A 13869-nucleotide genomic window follows, 5' to 3' on the forward strand; every position below is an offset into this window, starting at 1 on the left:
AAGGGCAGGTGCGGTGATCGCATCTGCCTTCCCGTACTTCATAGATCGAGCTTATGCCATGAACCGATATCTCGAACGCTTCAGCGAAGCGGTGGATATGATCGCCGGCCTTTTGCTGGGCCTGTGTACGATCCTGATCGTCGCCTCGACGGTTGGCCGCTACGTCTTTTCCTGGGCCATCCCGGATTCCTTCGACCTCTCTCGTTATCTCATCGGCGCCTGCATGATGTGGGGGTTCGCCTCGCTCGGGTTTCGCGGCGGACATATCGCGGTTGACCTGCTTTACGAGCCTTTGGGGCCGACGGGGCGGCGCATTCTCGATTTCATAGCCTGGGGAGCGCTGCTGATCTTCACGGTCCTGCTCGCCTACATGATGTTCTTCCGTCTGACGAGCGCCTACAACAGCAATGAGGCTACCTTCGACCTGCGTATTCCCGTCTGGCCACTGATCGGCCTGATCTGGCTCGGCTGTGCCTCGGCCGTCGTGACCACCGCGGTCGTGCCGTTCGCGCGCGGCAGGGTGGAGGAGCCCAGTCCGCTCGAGGGCCATGGCGTATGAGTACCGCTGATATCGTAGCCATCGGCGGCTTCGTCGCCATGTTCGTGCTCATGGGCCTGCGCGTGCCGCTGGGCGTTTCGATGGGGCTTGTGGGCGTCTTCGGCTTCGCCTCGATGCGGGGCATCGGGCCGGCGCTCAATCTCCTGACGACCTCGCCGATCCGCGTCATCACGGACTTCAACCTCACGCTGGTGCCGTTCTTCATCCTGATGGGCGTGTTCGCCACCAATTCCGGCATGTCGCGGGAATTGTTCAGGACCGGCAATGCCTGGCTGGGGCAGTTCCGCGGCGGGCTGGCGCTTTCGACGATCGCCGCCTGCGCCGGCTTTGCGGCGATCTGCGGCAGCTCGATTGCCACCGCCGCGACCATGACCCGCATCGCCCTGCCGGAAATGCGAAAGGCCGGATATGAAGACGCCACCTCGACCGGTGTGATCGCCGCCGGCGGCACGCTCGGCATCCTGATCCCGCCGTCCGTCATGATGGTCGTCTATGCGTTCCTCACGGAGACGGATGTCGGTCAGCTTCTGATGGCCGGCGTCGTGCCCGGCATCCTGGCGACGCTGATGTATATGGCGACGGTGCTGATCGCGCACGGCAAGCGCCTGCCGCCCGGCAGGACGTTTGATTTCAAGGAGGCGGCCGCGTCGCTTCGCGACGTCTGGGCCGTGCTGGTGCTATTCGTTGCCGTGATCGGCGTCATCTATCTCGGCATCGCCACGGCAACCGAGGCGGCAGCGGTCGGCGCGCTGCTCACGATGCTGATCGGCATCCTGCGCGGACGGCTCAATGCAAAGCTCATCATGGCCAGTCTCGTGGAATCGCTCAGGACCTCGGTGTCGCTCTTCAGCGTGCTGATCGGCGCGATCCTGTTCGGCTATTTCCTGGCGATCACCCAGTCGCCCCAGAAGCTGACGACGCTTCTGGTCGGGCTCGACCTTGGCCCTTATGGCACGCTGATGCTGATCCTCGTGATCTTCTTCATCGCAGGCGCGCTGATGGACGAGATGGCGATGATCATCCTGCTCGTGCCGATCGTCTTTCCCGTCATCACGCATCTCGGTTTCGATCCGGTATGGTTCGGTGTCATCATCGTCGTGTCCTGCGAGCTCGGGATGATCACGCCGCCGGTCGGCATCAATGTCTTCGTCATCAACTCGATCGCCAAGGATGTGAAACTCACGACGATCTACGGCGGGGTGATGCCCTTCATTCTGACCGACATCATCCGCCTGATCCTGCTCGTCTTGTTCCCGATGATCGCGCTCTGGCTGCCGATGACGATGCGATAGGAGGACGCCATGCAGGTTCCCGGCCTCAGGCTGCTCTGCGAAATCCATGCGGAGCTCGGTCCGCCGATCGAGAAGGGAGATGGTCCCGGTGGCCGCTGGCGGATCATTCCGATCATCGGCGGCATGGTGAAAGGCGAACGTCTCTCGGGAAGGATACTCAACCTCGGCGCGGATTGGCAGAGCGTCTACGATGCCGGTCATGCCGAACTCGATACGCGTTATGTGATCGAAACCCATGACGGCGCGATGATCGATATCCGCAATTTCGGCTTCCGGCACGGCCCGCCGGACGTGCTGGCCCGGCTTGCGGCGGGGGAGGATGTCGATCCGTCGCTTTACTACATGCGCACCAACCCGCGTTTTCAGACCGGCGATCCGCGTTACCGCTGGCTCAACCATACGATATTCATCGGCACTGGAGAGCGCATGGCGAACGCCGTTCGGGTCGGCGTTTTCGAGGTGATCTGACAGAAACAGGAAAGGCCGCCGGAGATATCCGACTGCCTTTTCCAATTCTGCCGGCCGGCTCGCAATCAGGCCATGTGAATGGTTTTCACCTCGAAATAGTTCTCAAGCCCTTCGGGGCCGCCTTCACGACCGATGCCGGATTGCTTGAAGCCGCCGAACGGATGGTGGATGTCGACGATCATGCCGTTCACTGTCACGCTGCCGGTGCGCATGCGCCTGGCAAAGGCATATCCGCGCTCCGGATCGGCAGTGAAGACCGCACCGGAGAGGCCGTACATGGTGTCGTTGGCGATTTTCGCGGCTTCCTCCTCATCCTTGTAGCTGATGATCGACACGACCGGCCCGAAGATTTCCTCCTGCGCAATCTTCATGTCCATCGTCACCCCGGTAAAGACGGTCGGTTCGATGAAATAACCGCGATCCATGCCTTTGACGCGTCCGCCGCCGCAGGCCACCGTCGCCCCGCCTTCGCGGCCGGCGGCGATATAACCTTCGACGCGGGCGAGCTGGCGGGCCATGGTCAGCGGGCCCATCTGGGTGGCCGGATCGGACGGATCGCCGACCTTGATGTTCTTCACCGCCCCCACGAACAGGTCGGTGAATTCCTGTTTGCGGGATTCCGGCACGAGGATGCGGGTCAGTGAGAAGCAGACCTGACCGGTGATCGGCATGGAATAGACCATCAGGCTCGGGAGCGCCTTGGTGAAATCGGCGTCATCGAGAAGCACGGCTGCCGACTTGCCGCCAAGCTCCAGGCTTACGCGGGCGAGGCGCTCGGCGCAGGCCGCGGCGATCGTCCGTCCGGCGATGGTGCTGCCCGTGAAAGACACCTTGTCTACGCTCCTGTGGCGGACGAGATGGTCGCCGCCTTCGCGACCGGCCGGCACAAGATTGAAAACGCCTTTCGGCAGGCCGGCCTGCTCGATGCATTCCGCCAGGATATAGGCTTCCAGCGGGGTTTCCGGGGAGGGCTTGGCAACCACCGTGCAGCCGGCGGCGAGCGCTGCCGAGACCTTGTAGTTCAGCAGCACCATGGGGGCATTCCACGGCGTGATCGCGGCGCAGACCCCGACCGGTTCGCGCACGACCCGAACGTCTCCGCCATCGGCGCGCTTGCGATGACTGACGAAGTCATCCTTCTCGATCAGATCCGCATAATAGTTGAAGAGACCCGGATTCTGCCCGACAAGTTTCTTGGTCAGGAAGATCGGCGCACCGACCTGGGTGGTCCAGGCATTGGCGATCTCGTCAAGGCGGGCGGTGAGCAGTTCCGCGATCTTGCGCAGGTATGCGGCGCGCTCCCTGTTGCTCAGGCGCGGCCAGGGACCGTTGTCGAAAGCGTCGCGGGCGGCGGCGACGGCCTTGTCGATATCGGCGTTGCCGGCTTCCGGATAGCTCATCAGCAGTTCTTCGGTTACCGGCGAGATGACGTCGAGCTTGCCGGTTCCCGACGGCGCGACCCATTCGCCGTTGATGAAGAACTTTTCCGGGGTCTTCAGGATCTTCTCGTTTCTGACAGCGACATTCATTTCAGTCTCCTCCTCTGATAGAATGACTTCCAAAAGACGCGGTCCTTTCATGCTCAGAAGGTACCGCAGGCACGAGGCCAGTTCTTCTCCCTTTTCGCAGCGCATGGCCTTGCAGCCCTGGGCTTCCGCGACACGCACAAAATCCATGTGGCCGATATCGACGCCGTCGATGCGACCGGAGCCGGTCTTTTCGGCAATCGCCTTCAGAACCTTGTAGCCGCCGTTGTTGAGGATCACGATCATCAGGTTGGCGTCGTATTCCACCGCCGACCAGATCGACTGGATGGAGTAGAGGCTGGAGCCATCGCCGATGACGGCAATGACGGGCTGGTCCGGCCTTGTCAGGGCAGCGCCGACCGAGCCGGGCAGGGCATATCCCAGGCCGCCGCTGGCCGTCGCGAAAAAGCCGCCCGGCCGCTCTATCGGCAGGAAATCATGCAGCGCGTCCCGTGCGCCCGGAGCCTCCTCGAAGACGATGCTGTCCGGCGAGCGGATATCGGCGAGTGTCTGGTAGAGGAATTCCTGGGTGATGCCTTTCGGCGGCCTGAGGCGCTGGATGGCGCGGGCCGGACCGCCGGTCCGGCGTGGCCGGCAGAGCAGGCGATGGACGAGACCCTCGATAGCCGCACGCAGATTGGAGATCATCGCATTGCCGATGACCGCGCCTGCGGCCTGCGCCGGATCGTCGGTGATCAGCCAGAGGTCGGCGCCTTCCGGAATATCCGGGCCGGAGCCGGCGAAATGATAGGTGAAGGCCGGAGCGCCGAGAACCAGCACCAGGTCCGCATCCCCAAGGCATTGGGTCAGTTTCGGCTGGAAGGCGGGCAGGAAACCGGCAAAGAGCGGATGCCGCTCCGGAAAGCTGCAGCGCGAGGAAAGCGGGCTGACCCAGACCTTGGCCTGCAGGATTTCCGCAAGCCGCACAGCCGAATCCCAGGCATCGTCGATATCGACGCCGGGCCCAACCACCAGTACCGGCTCCTTGGCATCGTTCAGCCGGCCGGCGAGACGATCGAGCGCCGCCGCCGGCGCATCGATCGCGGTCTCGACGGCGCGGATCGCCACCGGCTCCGCCTGCGCCTGCCAGTCGCTCAAGGGGACGGAAACCATGACCGGGCCGCGAGGCGCCTGCATTGCCATATAGTAGGCGCGGGCGATCGCCGCCGGCACGTCCTCGGCGCGGGCGGGCTCGCAGGCCCATTTCACGTAAGGTTTCGGAAAATCCGTCGCGCTTTCGGCAAACAGGAACGGGTCGTGAGGGAGGAGTTCGCGGCTCTGCTGCCCGGTGGTGATGATCAGCGGCGCGCGGTTGCGATACGCGGTGTAGATACTGCCAAGCGCATGGCCGAGGCCGGCGGCCGAATGCAGGTTCACGAAAGCCGGGCCGCGGCTCACCTGCGCATAGGCATCCGCCATCGCGACGACGATCGATTCCTGCAGTCCTAGCACGTAGGAAAAATCTTCCGGGATGTTCATGAACATCGGCAGTTCCGTCGAGCCCGGATTGCCGAAGATCCGGTCGATGCCCTTCTGCTGCAGAAACTCGAACACCGCCTCAGCCACCGTCCTGTCCTGCATCCTCGTGCTGCCGGACAGGAAATCGCGCGTCATCTTGTTCATGCAAAGGCCTCCTCCCGGCCTACGAGCCCTCGGCTCGCGCCTGCACATCATTATCAGTGTCGCAGATAAAGCCTTGCCCTGGAATTGAAGAATTTCCAAGAATCCATTACACGAAGGCATGACTTTGGATGTGCGTTCCGCCCAGATCATGCTGGAATGTGCCCGCCGCGGCAGTCTCGGCGCGGCGGCGGCGGCGCTCAACATGACGCAGCCGGCGATCACCCGCATGCTGAAGCGTCTTGAAGACGGCTATGGCGTGCCTCTGTTCGAGCGCACGACGCGGGGCGTGGTGCCGACCGTGTTCGGCGAAGCGCTGCTGCCTTATGCCAAACTGGTGGTCTCGGAAGTCGGGAACGCCGCTGACGTGATCCAGCAGATGCGCGGGGCGAGCCGCGGCGTCGTCAGGATTGGCGGGGTGGCCAGCGTCGTCAGCGGTTTCATTCTCGCCGTCATCCATGAAATGCGCCGGGAGCACCCGGAAGTGCAGTATCAGATCATCGAAGATCTGGAAGACCGTGTGCTGGAAGGGCTGAAGGGCGGCACGATCGATATCGCCATCTCGCCGGAACCCTATCTCGACGACGACATCGTCATCGCGACCCCGGATATCATGCACGATACGGTTTCGGTCTTTGCGCGCTCCGATCATCCCTTCTGCAGGCGGGAACACCTGTCGCTTGACGACGCGGCACGGTTCGGCTGGGCGATGCCCCCTCCCGGAACACCGACGGTGCGCGAATGGCAGCGCCGGTTTCACGACAATGCGCTGGAGCCGAACGCTCCGTCGATCATTTCGCGATCGGTGCCGGTGCTGAAGGCGGCCGTCCTCGCGGAATCGCTGTTCTGCTGGATGCCCCTGCCGCTGGTGAGGCAGGAGATCGAACGTGGCGACATGATGCGTGTCAACGTGCCGGACCTCGACTGGCAGAGGACATTCCGCGTTTACCGCCGCAAGAAGGGACTGATGACGCCGCCGACCGCCAATCTGCTGCGGGCTGTCCGGCGCATCAGCGAAACGTGGAAAGAACAGGTGGTTTAACCCATGTCGCGCAAAGCTGTGCAGCGGTTTGGCGGCGACGGCATGCATGAAAACAAGAAGCCAATGCCTAACCGGCTCCGGGTCAGCGGGCCACGGAGCGTGCCGACAGGAAGACTTGCGGCTCGTAGGCGAAGTCCTTGTCGAAAGGATAGGTCGGGCGCTGTTTGCGGTGACGCTCCAGACGTTCGACGAACTGGTCGACGACACCGGGTGACAGCGCCATCAGGTTCGGATTGGCGATCGGCGCCAGTTCCGGGGATAGATAGCCCGACTTGACGACGACGATCCTGGCGTTATGCGGATCAAGGCCGAGCCGGGTGAAGTCGACGATGTTGTGATAGGGGCGGCGTTTGGCCGAGAGCACAAGTTCGATGCCGCCGATCGCCACCACGGCCTGCCGGTCCGCGAGGTCGGAGCCCTCGTGCAGGAACTTTACCTTGACCTTCACCCGCACGGGTTTGCTGCCGAGATTGTCGAGCGAAGCGCCGATGGAAAGATCGAGGTCGGCGCCCACGCCCGCCGCATAACAGGCGTCGCAGGCTTCCTTGTCCGCGATGCCGGCGAAGACGGTGCCGGTCGCGCCCCTGGCGATCAGTTCGGCGAGCACTTCGGCGCGGTCGCCGACACCGCCGCCGGTCGGGTTGTCGCCGGATTCGGCGAGCACGACCGGAGCCGTCTTCGAGGCGATCGCCTTGTCGACGCATTCCCGGATCGAGCCGGTTTCGCAGCCGAAAACGAATTGTTCGCGGGCATCCCAATAGGCCCTGGCGACGCGCCTGGCTTCCCGCTCCAGTACGGTCCGGTCCGTGCCGGTCATGATTGCCGCCGCAGTAGTGCGCGGCTCGTCCGCCCAGACGTAACCGACCATCAGCGATGCATCCCAGACGCTGTCGATCGCGTCGATCTCCGGCATCATGGCATAGAGGCTCCTGGCGGGTTCATCGACCGTGCTGGTGCGCTCGCCCGGCAGCACGACCGGGATTGGCGCCCAGAGCAGCACGGGCTTCACGCCGGTCTTCAGGCTTTCCACCAGCATACTCACCGAGCGGCGCATGGTTTCCTCGACGTCGATATGCGGCGCGGTGCGATAGGTGGAATACATGTCGAGCGCGTCGATGATGCGCTGGCTGACATTGCCGTGCAGGTCGTAGCTTGCCGAGATCGTGCAATCCGGACCGACCAGTTCGCGTGCGGCGGTGATCCAGTCGCCCTCCGCATCCTCCATGCCCTGAACGTACATGGCGCCATGCATGGCGAGATAGAGTCCGTCGAGCGGCAGGAGAGGTTTCAGCCTTTCCAGAAATTCCGTCTTGAAGCGCTCGTATGTGGAACGGGCCACAGGCCCGCCGGCGATCGCGCGGGCATAGATGGTCGGCAGGAATTCGGCGTCGTAATCCTTGAGGAAGGCGAAATAGGGCGCCGCCGTCAGTTCCGGACCGCGCACGATACGAAAATCCTTCTCTTCGTTCAGGACCGGATTGTAGGTGCTGCATTCGATATGGATGCCGCCGACAGCGATGCGCATGGGAAACCTCGATTGGTGTTCAGTTCGTATTCGGGCCGATCAGGAAATTGTGGGCTGCGATGCTCGCCGCGCCGCGCGCCCAGACATCGCCGTCGACGCGCTTGATGCGGATCGGGGTCTGGCCGGCGTAGCGGGGCAGCACGTTGGTTTCGACCGCCTGGTTGACCACCGTGCCCAGCAGGCCGTCGAACGAACCTTCGACATGGGTGATCAGGATGAGGCCGGGGTCGTTCATCTGGATGAGGTTGGCGATTGCGAGACCCAGTGCCGAGCCGGCGCGGTGCAGGATGCGGATCGCCGCCGCATTGCCGGTCGAGGCTTCATCCTCGATACCGGAAAGGGAGGCGCATTCCAGCCCTTCCGCGCGCGACATTTCCTTGATCGCCTTCATGGAGGCGATGGTATCCAGGCAGCCGCGCTTGCCGCAGCGGCAGGGAGCCCCGCCGGGCTCTATGGTGCAATGGGCGATTTCGCCGGCGCCGCCGTGGTTGCCGCGATAGAGCTTGCCGTCGATGAAATGGGCACAGCCGATGCCGTCGCCGAGAGAGACGACGCTGAAGTTCTGGATTTCCCGGGCGCTGCCGAACAGTTTTTCGCTGACAGCGACGGCCTTGGCGTCGTTCTCGATGAAGGTCTCGACGCCGGAGCGTTCACGGATGATCCTTGCGAGCGGCACGTCCTGCCAGTTGAGCAATGTCGACTGGACGCAGTTCGATTGCGTCTCGTCGACGAAACCGGACAGCGCCACGCCGATGCCGGAGAGTTTCTCCCGGGCCTCCGGATGGGCTTCGAGCAGGCCCGGCAGGCCTTCGGCGATTGCATCGGCGATGACGGCCGGGTCGCGCGACAGGGGCATTGCCCGCCTTGCGATGATCCGGCCGTTCAGGTCGCTGAGGATCATCGGCGCCGGATCTTCGAGCAACGAGATGCCGACGAAGAAAGCGCATTCCGGGTGCAGATCGAGCAGGACCGACGGCCGGCCCTGACCGTAGATGGTCTCCGTCTCGTGAAGCACGCCGAGATCGATCAGGTCGCGGGCGATGCCGCTCATGGCTGCCTTGCTCAAGCCCAGCATATGCGCCATCTCGGTCCGGCTGAGCGGGCCCGATGTGCTGATGACACGCAGCAACTGGCGCTGGGATGAGGTGAGCATGGCGTTCAAAGCGGCGGCTCGCAGGTTGGGATTGTGGCTTGACACTAAGTTCAGAAAATGAACAAATCAACGCCAATAAATTATAAATGTGATCTAAGGCGGTTGACGCCGCCATTACGTCAACAAAACAAAAGGGTGAACAATCATGGCCATGTTCCTGAAAAGTCGTCATTTTGCACATGCCTGCGCGGTAGCAGGCAGCCTTGCGTTCCCGATCGCCGCCGGGGCGGCCACGCTCAATGTGATGCAGAGCGAGGCGCCGCGTTCCATGGACCCGGGCGACCAGACCGCCACCTATACGGCCGCGCTGCTCGACCCGATGTACGAGGGCCTCCTCAAGCGCGATCCGGACCTTTCGCTGAAGCCGGCGCTCGCCACCGAATGGTCGGCGGACGCTTCCGGCCTCGTCTGGACCTTCAAGCTTCGCCCGAACGTCAAGTTCCACGACGGTACGCCCTTCGATGCCGACGCCGTGGTCAAGAATTTCGCCCGCCATCTCGATACCAAGCGCGGCCTTGCCGCGAGCGGCCGTCTGCGTACCTTCCTCGAAGGCGTCACCGCCGTCGATCCGATGACCGTGCAGTTCAAGCTGAAGACCCAGTATCCGGCGTTTCTTGCATTGCTGTCCACCGGTCCGTGCCTGATGGTGAGCCCGGCGGCGGATGCCGCCGGCACGATCGGCGCCAGGGCGGTCGGCACAGGCTCTTACAAACTGCAGGAATACAAGTCCGGCGAATACGTGCTTCAGGTCAGGAACACCGACTGGTGGGGCGGCGCGCCAAAGGGGGAGGACGAGATCAGGTGGAGCTGGACGGCCGAGCCCTCGGTCATGAACATGGCGCTGCAGACCGGTGACGCCGACGTCATAAACCCGTTTCCCTCCGCGTTTGCCCAGCAGGTGAAGGCAAATCCCGAAATGAAGCTTTCGACGACCGACGGTTCGGCCGTCTTCTGGGTCTCGCTCAACACCAGGATGAAGCCGCTCGACGATGTCCGCGTCCGTCAGGCGCTGAATTATGCGACGGACCGCGAAGGCATCGTGAAGGCCTTCACGCAGGGTTTCGCAACGCCTGCCAATTCGCCGCTCGCACCGGTCACGCCGGGATACGACAAGTCGCTCGCGCCCTACACCTATGACGTCGAAAAGGCCAAGCAGCTCCTGAAGGATGCCGGTTATCCGGACGGTTTTTCGATGACCACCATCGTGCAGGAGCAGGAAGCCCGTATCGGCGAGCTGTTGCAGGCAATGTGGGCCAAGGCGGGCGTCAAGCTGGAAGTCCGCAAGATGGAAGGCGGCGTCTGGTCCAAGGCGGCCTTCCTCGATCCGGCAGGTAAGGAGAAGGACAATATAGGTTCCTCGATCGCCTCCTGGTCTTCCGGCGTCAATGGCGCCGATCTGCAGTTCCGGCCGCTTTACTACTCGAAGAGCGCATCTCCGGCCGGTGCCAATCTCGGTTTCTTCAACGATCCGAACCTCGATGCACTGATCGACAAGGCCGCCTCGACGCTCGATGAAAAGGCTCGCAACGCGATCTATGTCGATGCGCAGAAGCTGGTGAACGACGAGGCGCCGCATGTGCTGCTCTATACGAAGCAGGATCTCTTCGCGACGCGCGCCGGCGTCAAGGGCGCATGGGTCATCCCCGGCGGCCTGATCGTCGTCAAGGAAGCCAGGAAGTAATACAAGGAGCATGCGGCGGGTGGGTCTGTCCCGTCCGTCATCTGCTCCGGTCAATTGGAAAGGTGTCGGCCCTGCCGTTCGTCATGCTCGGGCCTGTCCCGGGCATCCATCCACATTGGACGTGGCCAGATCCTCGGGATAAGCCCGAGGATGACGTCGGGTGGTGTGGCCATGTCGATAGATCTTGAAGCTTTCCGGTATGGGAGAGCCTGAAATGAAAATGTAGAAGGCGGATGAAGGCCTATATCGTCAAGAAACTGCTGGCCCTGCCGCTGATCCTGATCGGCGTGTCGCTGCTTGTCTTCATTGCGATCCGCGCGCTGCCGGGCGATCCGGCGCGGCTGATGGCGGGGCCTGAGGCGACGCAGGAGGCGGTCGACAACATGACGCGCAGGCTCGGCCTCGACCGCAGCCTGCCGGAACAATATGCATCCTTCGCCTCTGGCGCCGTCAGGGGCGATCTCGGTATCTCCATCAAGTCCAAGCTGCCGGTGGTCGACGAGATTGCCGAACGCCTGCCGTTCACGATCGGGCTTGCGATCACGGCCTATATCATCGCGATCGGCATCGGTGTGCCGGCCGGCATGATCGCCGCCATCTATCGGCACGGCTGGCCGGATCAGTTCGTGATGGTGCTTGCCATTGCCGGAGCGTCGATCGCCAATTTCTGGCTGGCGCTGATGGCGATGAACACCTTTTCCGTCCAGCTTGGCTGGCTGCCGCTGCTCGGCGTCCAATCCTGGAAGAGTTTTATCCTGCCGTCGATCACGCTCGCCGTGTTGCCGACGGCCGTGATTGCCCGCATGACCCGCTCCAGCATGATCGAGGTCATGGGGCAGGACTATATCCGCACGGCCTATGCCAAGGGCGTCGCGCCGCGGTCGATCTACTGGAGCCATGCGCTGCGCAATGCGCTCATTCCCATCATCACCATCGTCGGCCTCAATTTCGGCAGTCTCATGGGCGGGGCGGTGGTCACCGAATCCGTCTTCAACTGGCCGGGTATCGGGCGCTTCCTCGTCGATGCGGTGCGTTATCGCGACTATCCCGTCATCCAGGGCGTCACGCTGGTCGCCGTCACCGGCGTGGTGGCCATGAATTTCCTGGCCGAGCTGCTGATCGCCTTCCTCAACCCGAAGATAAGGTTCGACTGATGGCGTCGATCGATACAGACAGCGCACCGCGCCGGCCGATCGCCTTCAGGGCCTTGCGCTGGCTCGCGGGACATCGTGGCATCGCCCTTGGCGGCTTTCTGATCGGCGTCATCGTGCTGGGGGCGATCTTCGCGCCTTTGATCGCACCGGCGGACCCCTATGCCCAGGACCTGCTCGCAACCATGGAACCGCCGTCCTGGGCTCATCCTTTCGGAACGGACGACAACGGCCGGGACATCTTCGCCCGCGTGGTCCACGGGGCGCGCATCTCGCTCGTCGAAGTGGTGCTGAGCGTCGGGCTGGCCGTGCTGGCCGGCGTGCCGCTCGGCATCCTGTCCGGCATGAGCGGCCGCTATGTCGACCAGGCGATCATGTGGATGATGGACATCCTCTTCGCCTTTCCGGGCATCGTGCTGGCCATCCTGATCGTCAGCGTGCTGGGCACCAGCCTCGTCAATCTTCTGATCGCCATTGCCATTTTTTCCGTGCCGGTCTACGCCCGTCTCAGCCGGAACCTGACCCTCGGCCTGAAAAGCATGGATTATGTCGAAGCCGCCGTTTCGCTCGGCATCTCACGCCGGCGCATCATGACGCATTACATCCTGCGCAACGCGATCGGGCCGATCATCGTGCAGTCGACGCTGACCGCCGGCACCGTCATCCTGTCGGCGGCGAGCCTGTCCTTCCTCGGCCTCGGCGCACAGCCGCCGCTGCCGGAATGGGGCGCGATGATGAGCGACGGCCGCAACTATCTCGGCCTCAATATCTGGATGTCGCTGTTTCCGGGCCTTGCCATCATGATCACCGTGCTCGGCTTCAACATCCTGGGCGATGGCCTGCGCGACCTCCTGGACCCCCGCAAATGAGTATCGCTGCAGCCATGCCACGCACCACAGGCCCGACCCTGCCGGTCTTCTGCGTCGATATCGGCGGGTCATTCATGAAGTTCGCGGTCTCGCCGGAGCCGGGCGTGCTCGTTCCGCTCGACAAGGTCGCAACGCCGGCGGCAAGCTGGAGCGAGCTGGCAGCCTCGCTTGCGCTGCTGATCGACCGGAACCTCCATGCCGGGGAAGCGGGGTCTCCTCTGGCCGTATCGATCGCGGGATTGATCGATCCGCGGGACGGTAAGGCGACATCGGCCAACATTCCCTGTGTCACGGGGCGGAGAATCAGCGCCGATCTTGCGTCGCTCCTCGGCCGTCAGGTCCTGGCGGCCAACGATGCGGACTGCCTGACGCTGGCGGAGGCCAATGAAGGGGCAGGGCGCGGGCATTCCGTGGTCTTCTGCGCCATCATGGGGACGGGGATCGGTGGCGGGCTCGCCATCGACGGCCGGCTGGTGCGCGGTGCAGGCGGCGTCACGGGCGAATGGGGCCATGGTCCGATCCTCAACACGACCGTCGAGATCGACGGCGAGACGCTGCATGTTCCGCGCTTTTCCTGCGGCTGCGGCCAATCGGGTTGCGTCGACACGATCGGCGGAGCGCGGGGTATCGAGCGGCTGCATCATTTCCTGCATGGTTGCGAGGAAACGAGCCATCGCATTCTCGAAGACTGGCAGGCGGGCGAGGCGAGGGCAGCAAGAACAGTCGCCGTCCATATCGAGCTGATCGCAGATCCCCTGGCATTGGCGGTCAACGTCACCGGAGCCTCGATCGTGCCGGTCGGTGGCGGGCTTGCCTCCGTTACGCCGCTCATCGATGTGCTTGACCTGGCCGTGCGCAGGCGCATTCTCAACCGTCTCGACCATCCGCTGGTGACGCCCGCCCTTCGGCAGGATGACGGTGGGCTGCTCGGTGCTGCCGTGCTCGGACATCAGAGTGCCGTCTACGGCCGCCAGGGAGGCTGA

At 63.3% G+C, this 13869-nt stretch carries 11 protein-coding genes; 8 read left to right on the forward strand and 3 right to left on the reverse strand.

Annotated elements, in window-relative coordinates; translation table 11 throughout:
* The first annotated feature begins 58 nt into the window (after positions 1–58).
* Genes ACFFP0_RS22955 through ACFFP0_RS22965 form a run of 3 tightly spaced genes read left to right on the forward strand, consistent with a single transcriptional unit; the run spans position 59 to position 2319 of the window.
* Positions 59–559: a TRAP transporter small permease gene (locus ACFFP0_RS22955; protein WP_377264537.1), complete on the forward strand. Its 501-nt coding sequence runs from the start codon at positions 59–61 to the stop codon at positions 557–559.
* On the forward strand, positions 556–1851 hold the full coding sequence (locus ACFFP0_RS22960) for a TRAP transporter large permease (protein ID WP_377264538.1): 1296 nt from the start codon (positions 556–558) through the stop codon (positions 1849–1851). The genes ACFFP0_RS22955 and ACFFP0_RS22960 overlap by 4 nt, the downstream gene beginning before the upstream one ends.
* Positions 1852–1860: 9 nt before the next feature.
* The gene (locus ACFFP0_RS22965; protein ID WP_377264539.1) at positions 1861–2319 is read left to right on the forward strand and encodes a DUF3237 domain-containing protein; all 459 of its coding nucleotides are present in this window, start codon (positions 1861–1863) and stop codon (positions 2317–2319) included.
* Between the two features lie 65 nt (positions 2320–2384).
* On the opposite strand, the gene mdlC is transcribed toward ACFFP0_RS22965, so the two are convergent.
* The gene (mdlC, locus tag ACFFP0_RS22970) at positions 2385–5468 is read right to left on the reverse strand and encodes a benzoylformate decarboxylase (RefSeq protein ID WP_377264540.1); all 3084 of its coding nucleotides are present in this window, start codon (positions 5466–5468) and stop codon (positions 2385–2387) included.
* Positions 5469–5586: 118 nt separating this feature from the next.
* On the opposite strand from mdlC, the gene ACFFP0_RS22975 reads away from it, so the two are divergent.
* Positions 5587–6507: a LysR family transcriptional regulator gene (locus ACFFP0_RS22975; RefSeq protein WP_377264541.1), complete on the forward strand. Its 921-nt coding sequence runs from the start codon at positions 5587–5589 to the stop codon at positions 6505–6507.
* A gap of 82 nt (positions 6508–6589) precedes the next feature.
* On the opposite strand, the gene ACFFP0_RS22980 is transcribed toward ACFFP0_RS22975, so the two are convergent.
* Both ACFFP0_RS22980 and ACFFP0_RS22985 read right to left on the reverse strand, forming a co-directional pair.
* The gene (locus tag ACFFP0_RS22980; protein ID WP_377264542.1) at positions 6590–8032 is read right to left on the reverse strand and encodes a M81 family metallopeptidase; all 1443 of its coding nucleotides are present in this window, start codon (positions 8030–8032) and stop codon (positions 6590–6592) included.
* A 19-nt stretch (positions 8033–8051) separates the two neighbouring features.
* Positions 8052–9185, reverse strand: a complete 1134-nt coding sequence (locus ACFFP0_RS22985; RefSeq protein WP_377264543.1) for an ROK family transcriptional regulator — start codon at positions 9183–9185, stop codon at positions 8052–8054.
* 145 nt (positions 9186–9330) lie between these two features.
* On the opposite strand from ACFFP0_RS22985, the gene ACFFP0_RS22990 reads away from it, so the two are divergent.
* The 4 genes from ACFFP0_RS22990 (at position 9331) to ACFFP0_RS23005 (ending at position 13869) form a co-directional block, all read left to right on the forward strand.
* Positions 9331–10866: an ABC transporter substrate-binding protein gene (locus tag ACFFP0_RS22990; RefSeq protein ID WP_377264544.1), complete on the forward strand. Its 1536-nt coding sequence runs from the start codon at positions 9331–9333 to the stop codon at positions 10864–10866.
* A 233-nt stretch (positions 10867–11099) separates the two neighbouring features.
* The gene (locus ACFFP0_RS22995) at positions 11100–12020 is read left to right on the forward strand and encodes an ABC transporter permease (RefSeq protein WP_377264545.1); all 921 of its coding nucleotides are present in this window, start codon (positions 11100–11102) and stop codon (positions 12018–12020) included.
* A complete protein-coding gene (locus ACFFP0_RS23000; RefSeq protein WP_377264546.1) occupies positions 12020–12886 on the forward strand; it encodes an ABC transporter permease in 867 nt (288 codons plus the stop codon). Before ACFFP0_RS22995 ends, ACFFP0_RS23000 begins: the two co-directional genes overlap by 1 nt.
* Entirely contained in the window at positions 12883–13869 is a 987-nt protein-coding gene (locus tag ACFFP0_RS23005; RefSeq protein ID WP_377264547.1) for an ROK family protein, read from the forward strand. Before ACFFP0_RS23000 ends, ACFFP0_RS23005 begins: the two co-directional genes overlap by 4 nt.

The sequence above is a fragment of the Neorhizobium puerariae genome (assembly GCF_042429745.1).
Taxonomy (GTDB): domain Bacteria; phylum Pseudomonadota; class Alphaproteobacteria; order Rhizobiales; family Rhizobiaceae; genus Neorhizobium; species Neorhizobium puerariae.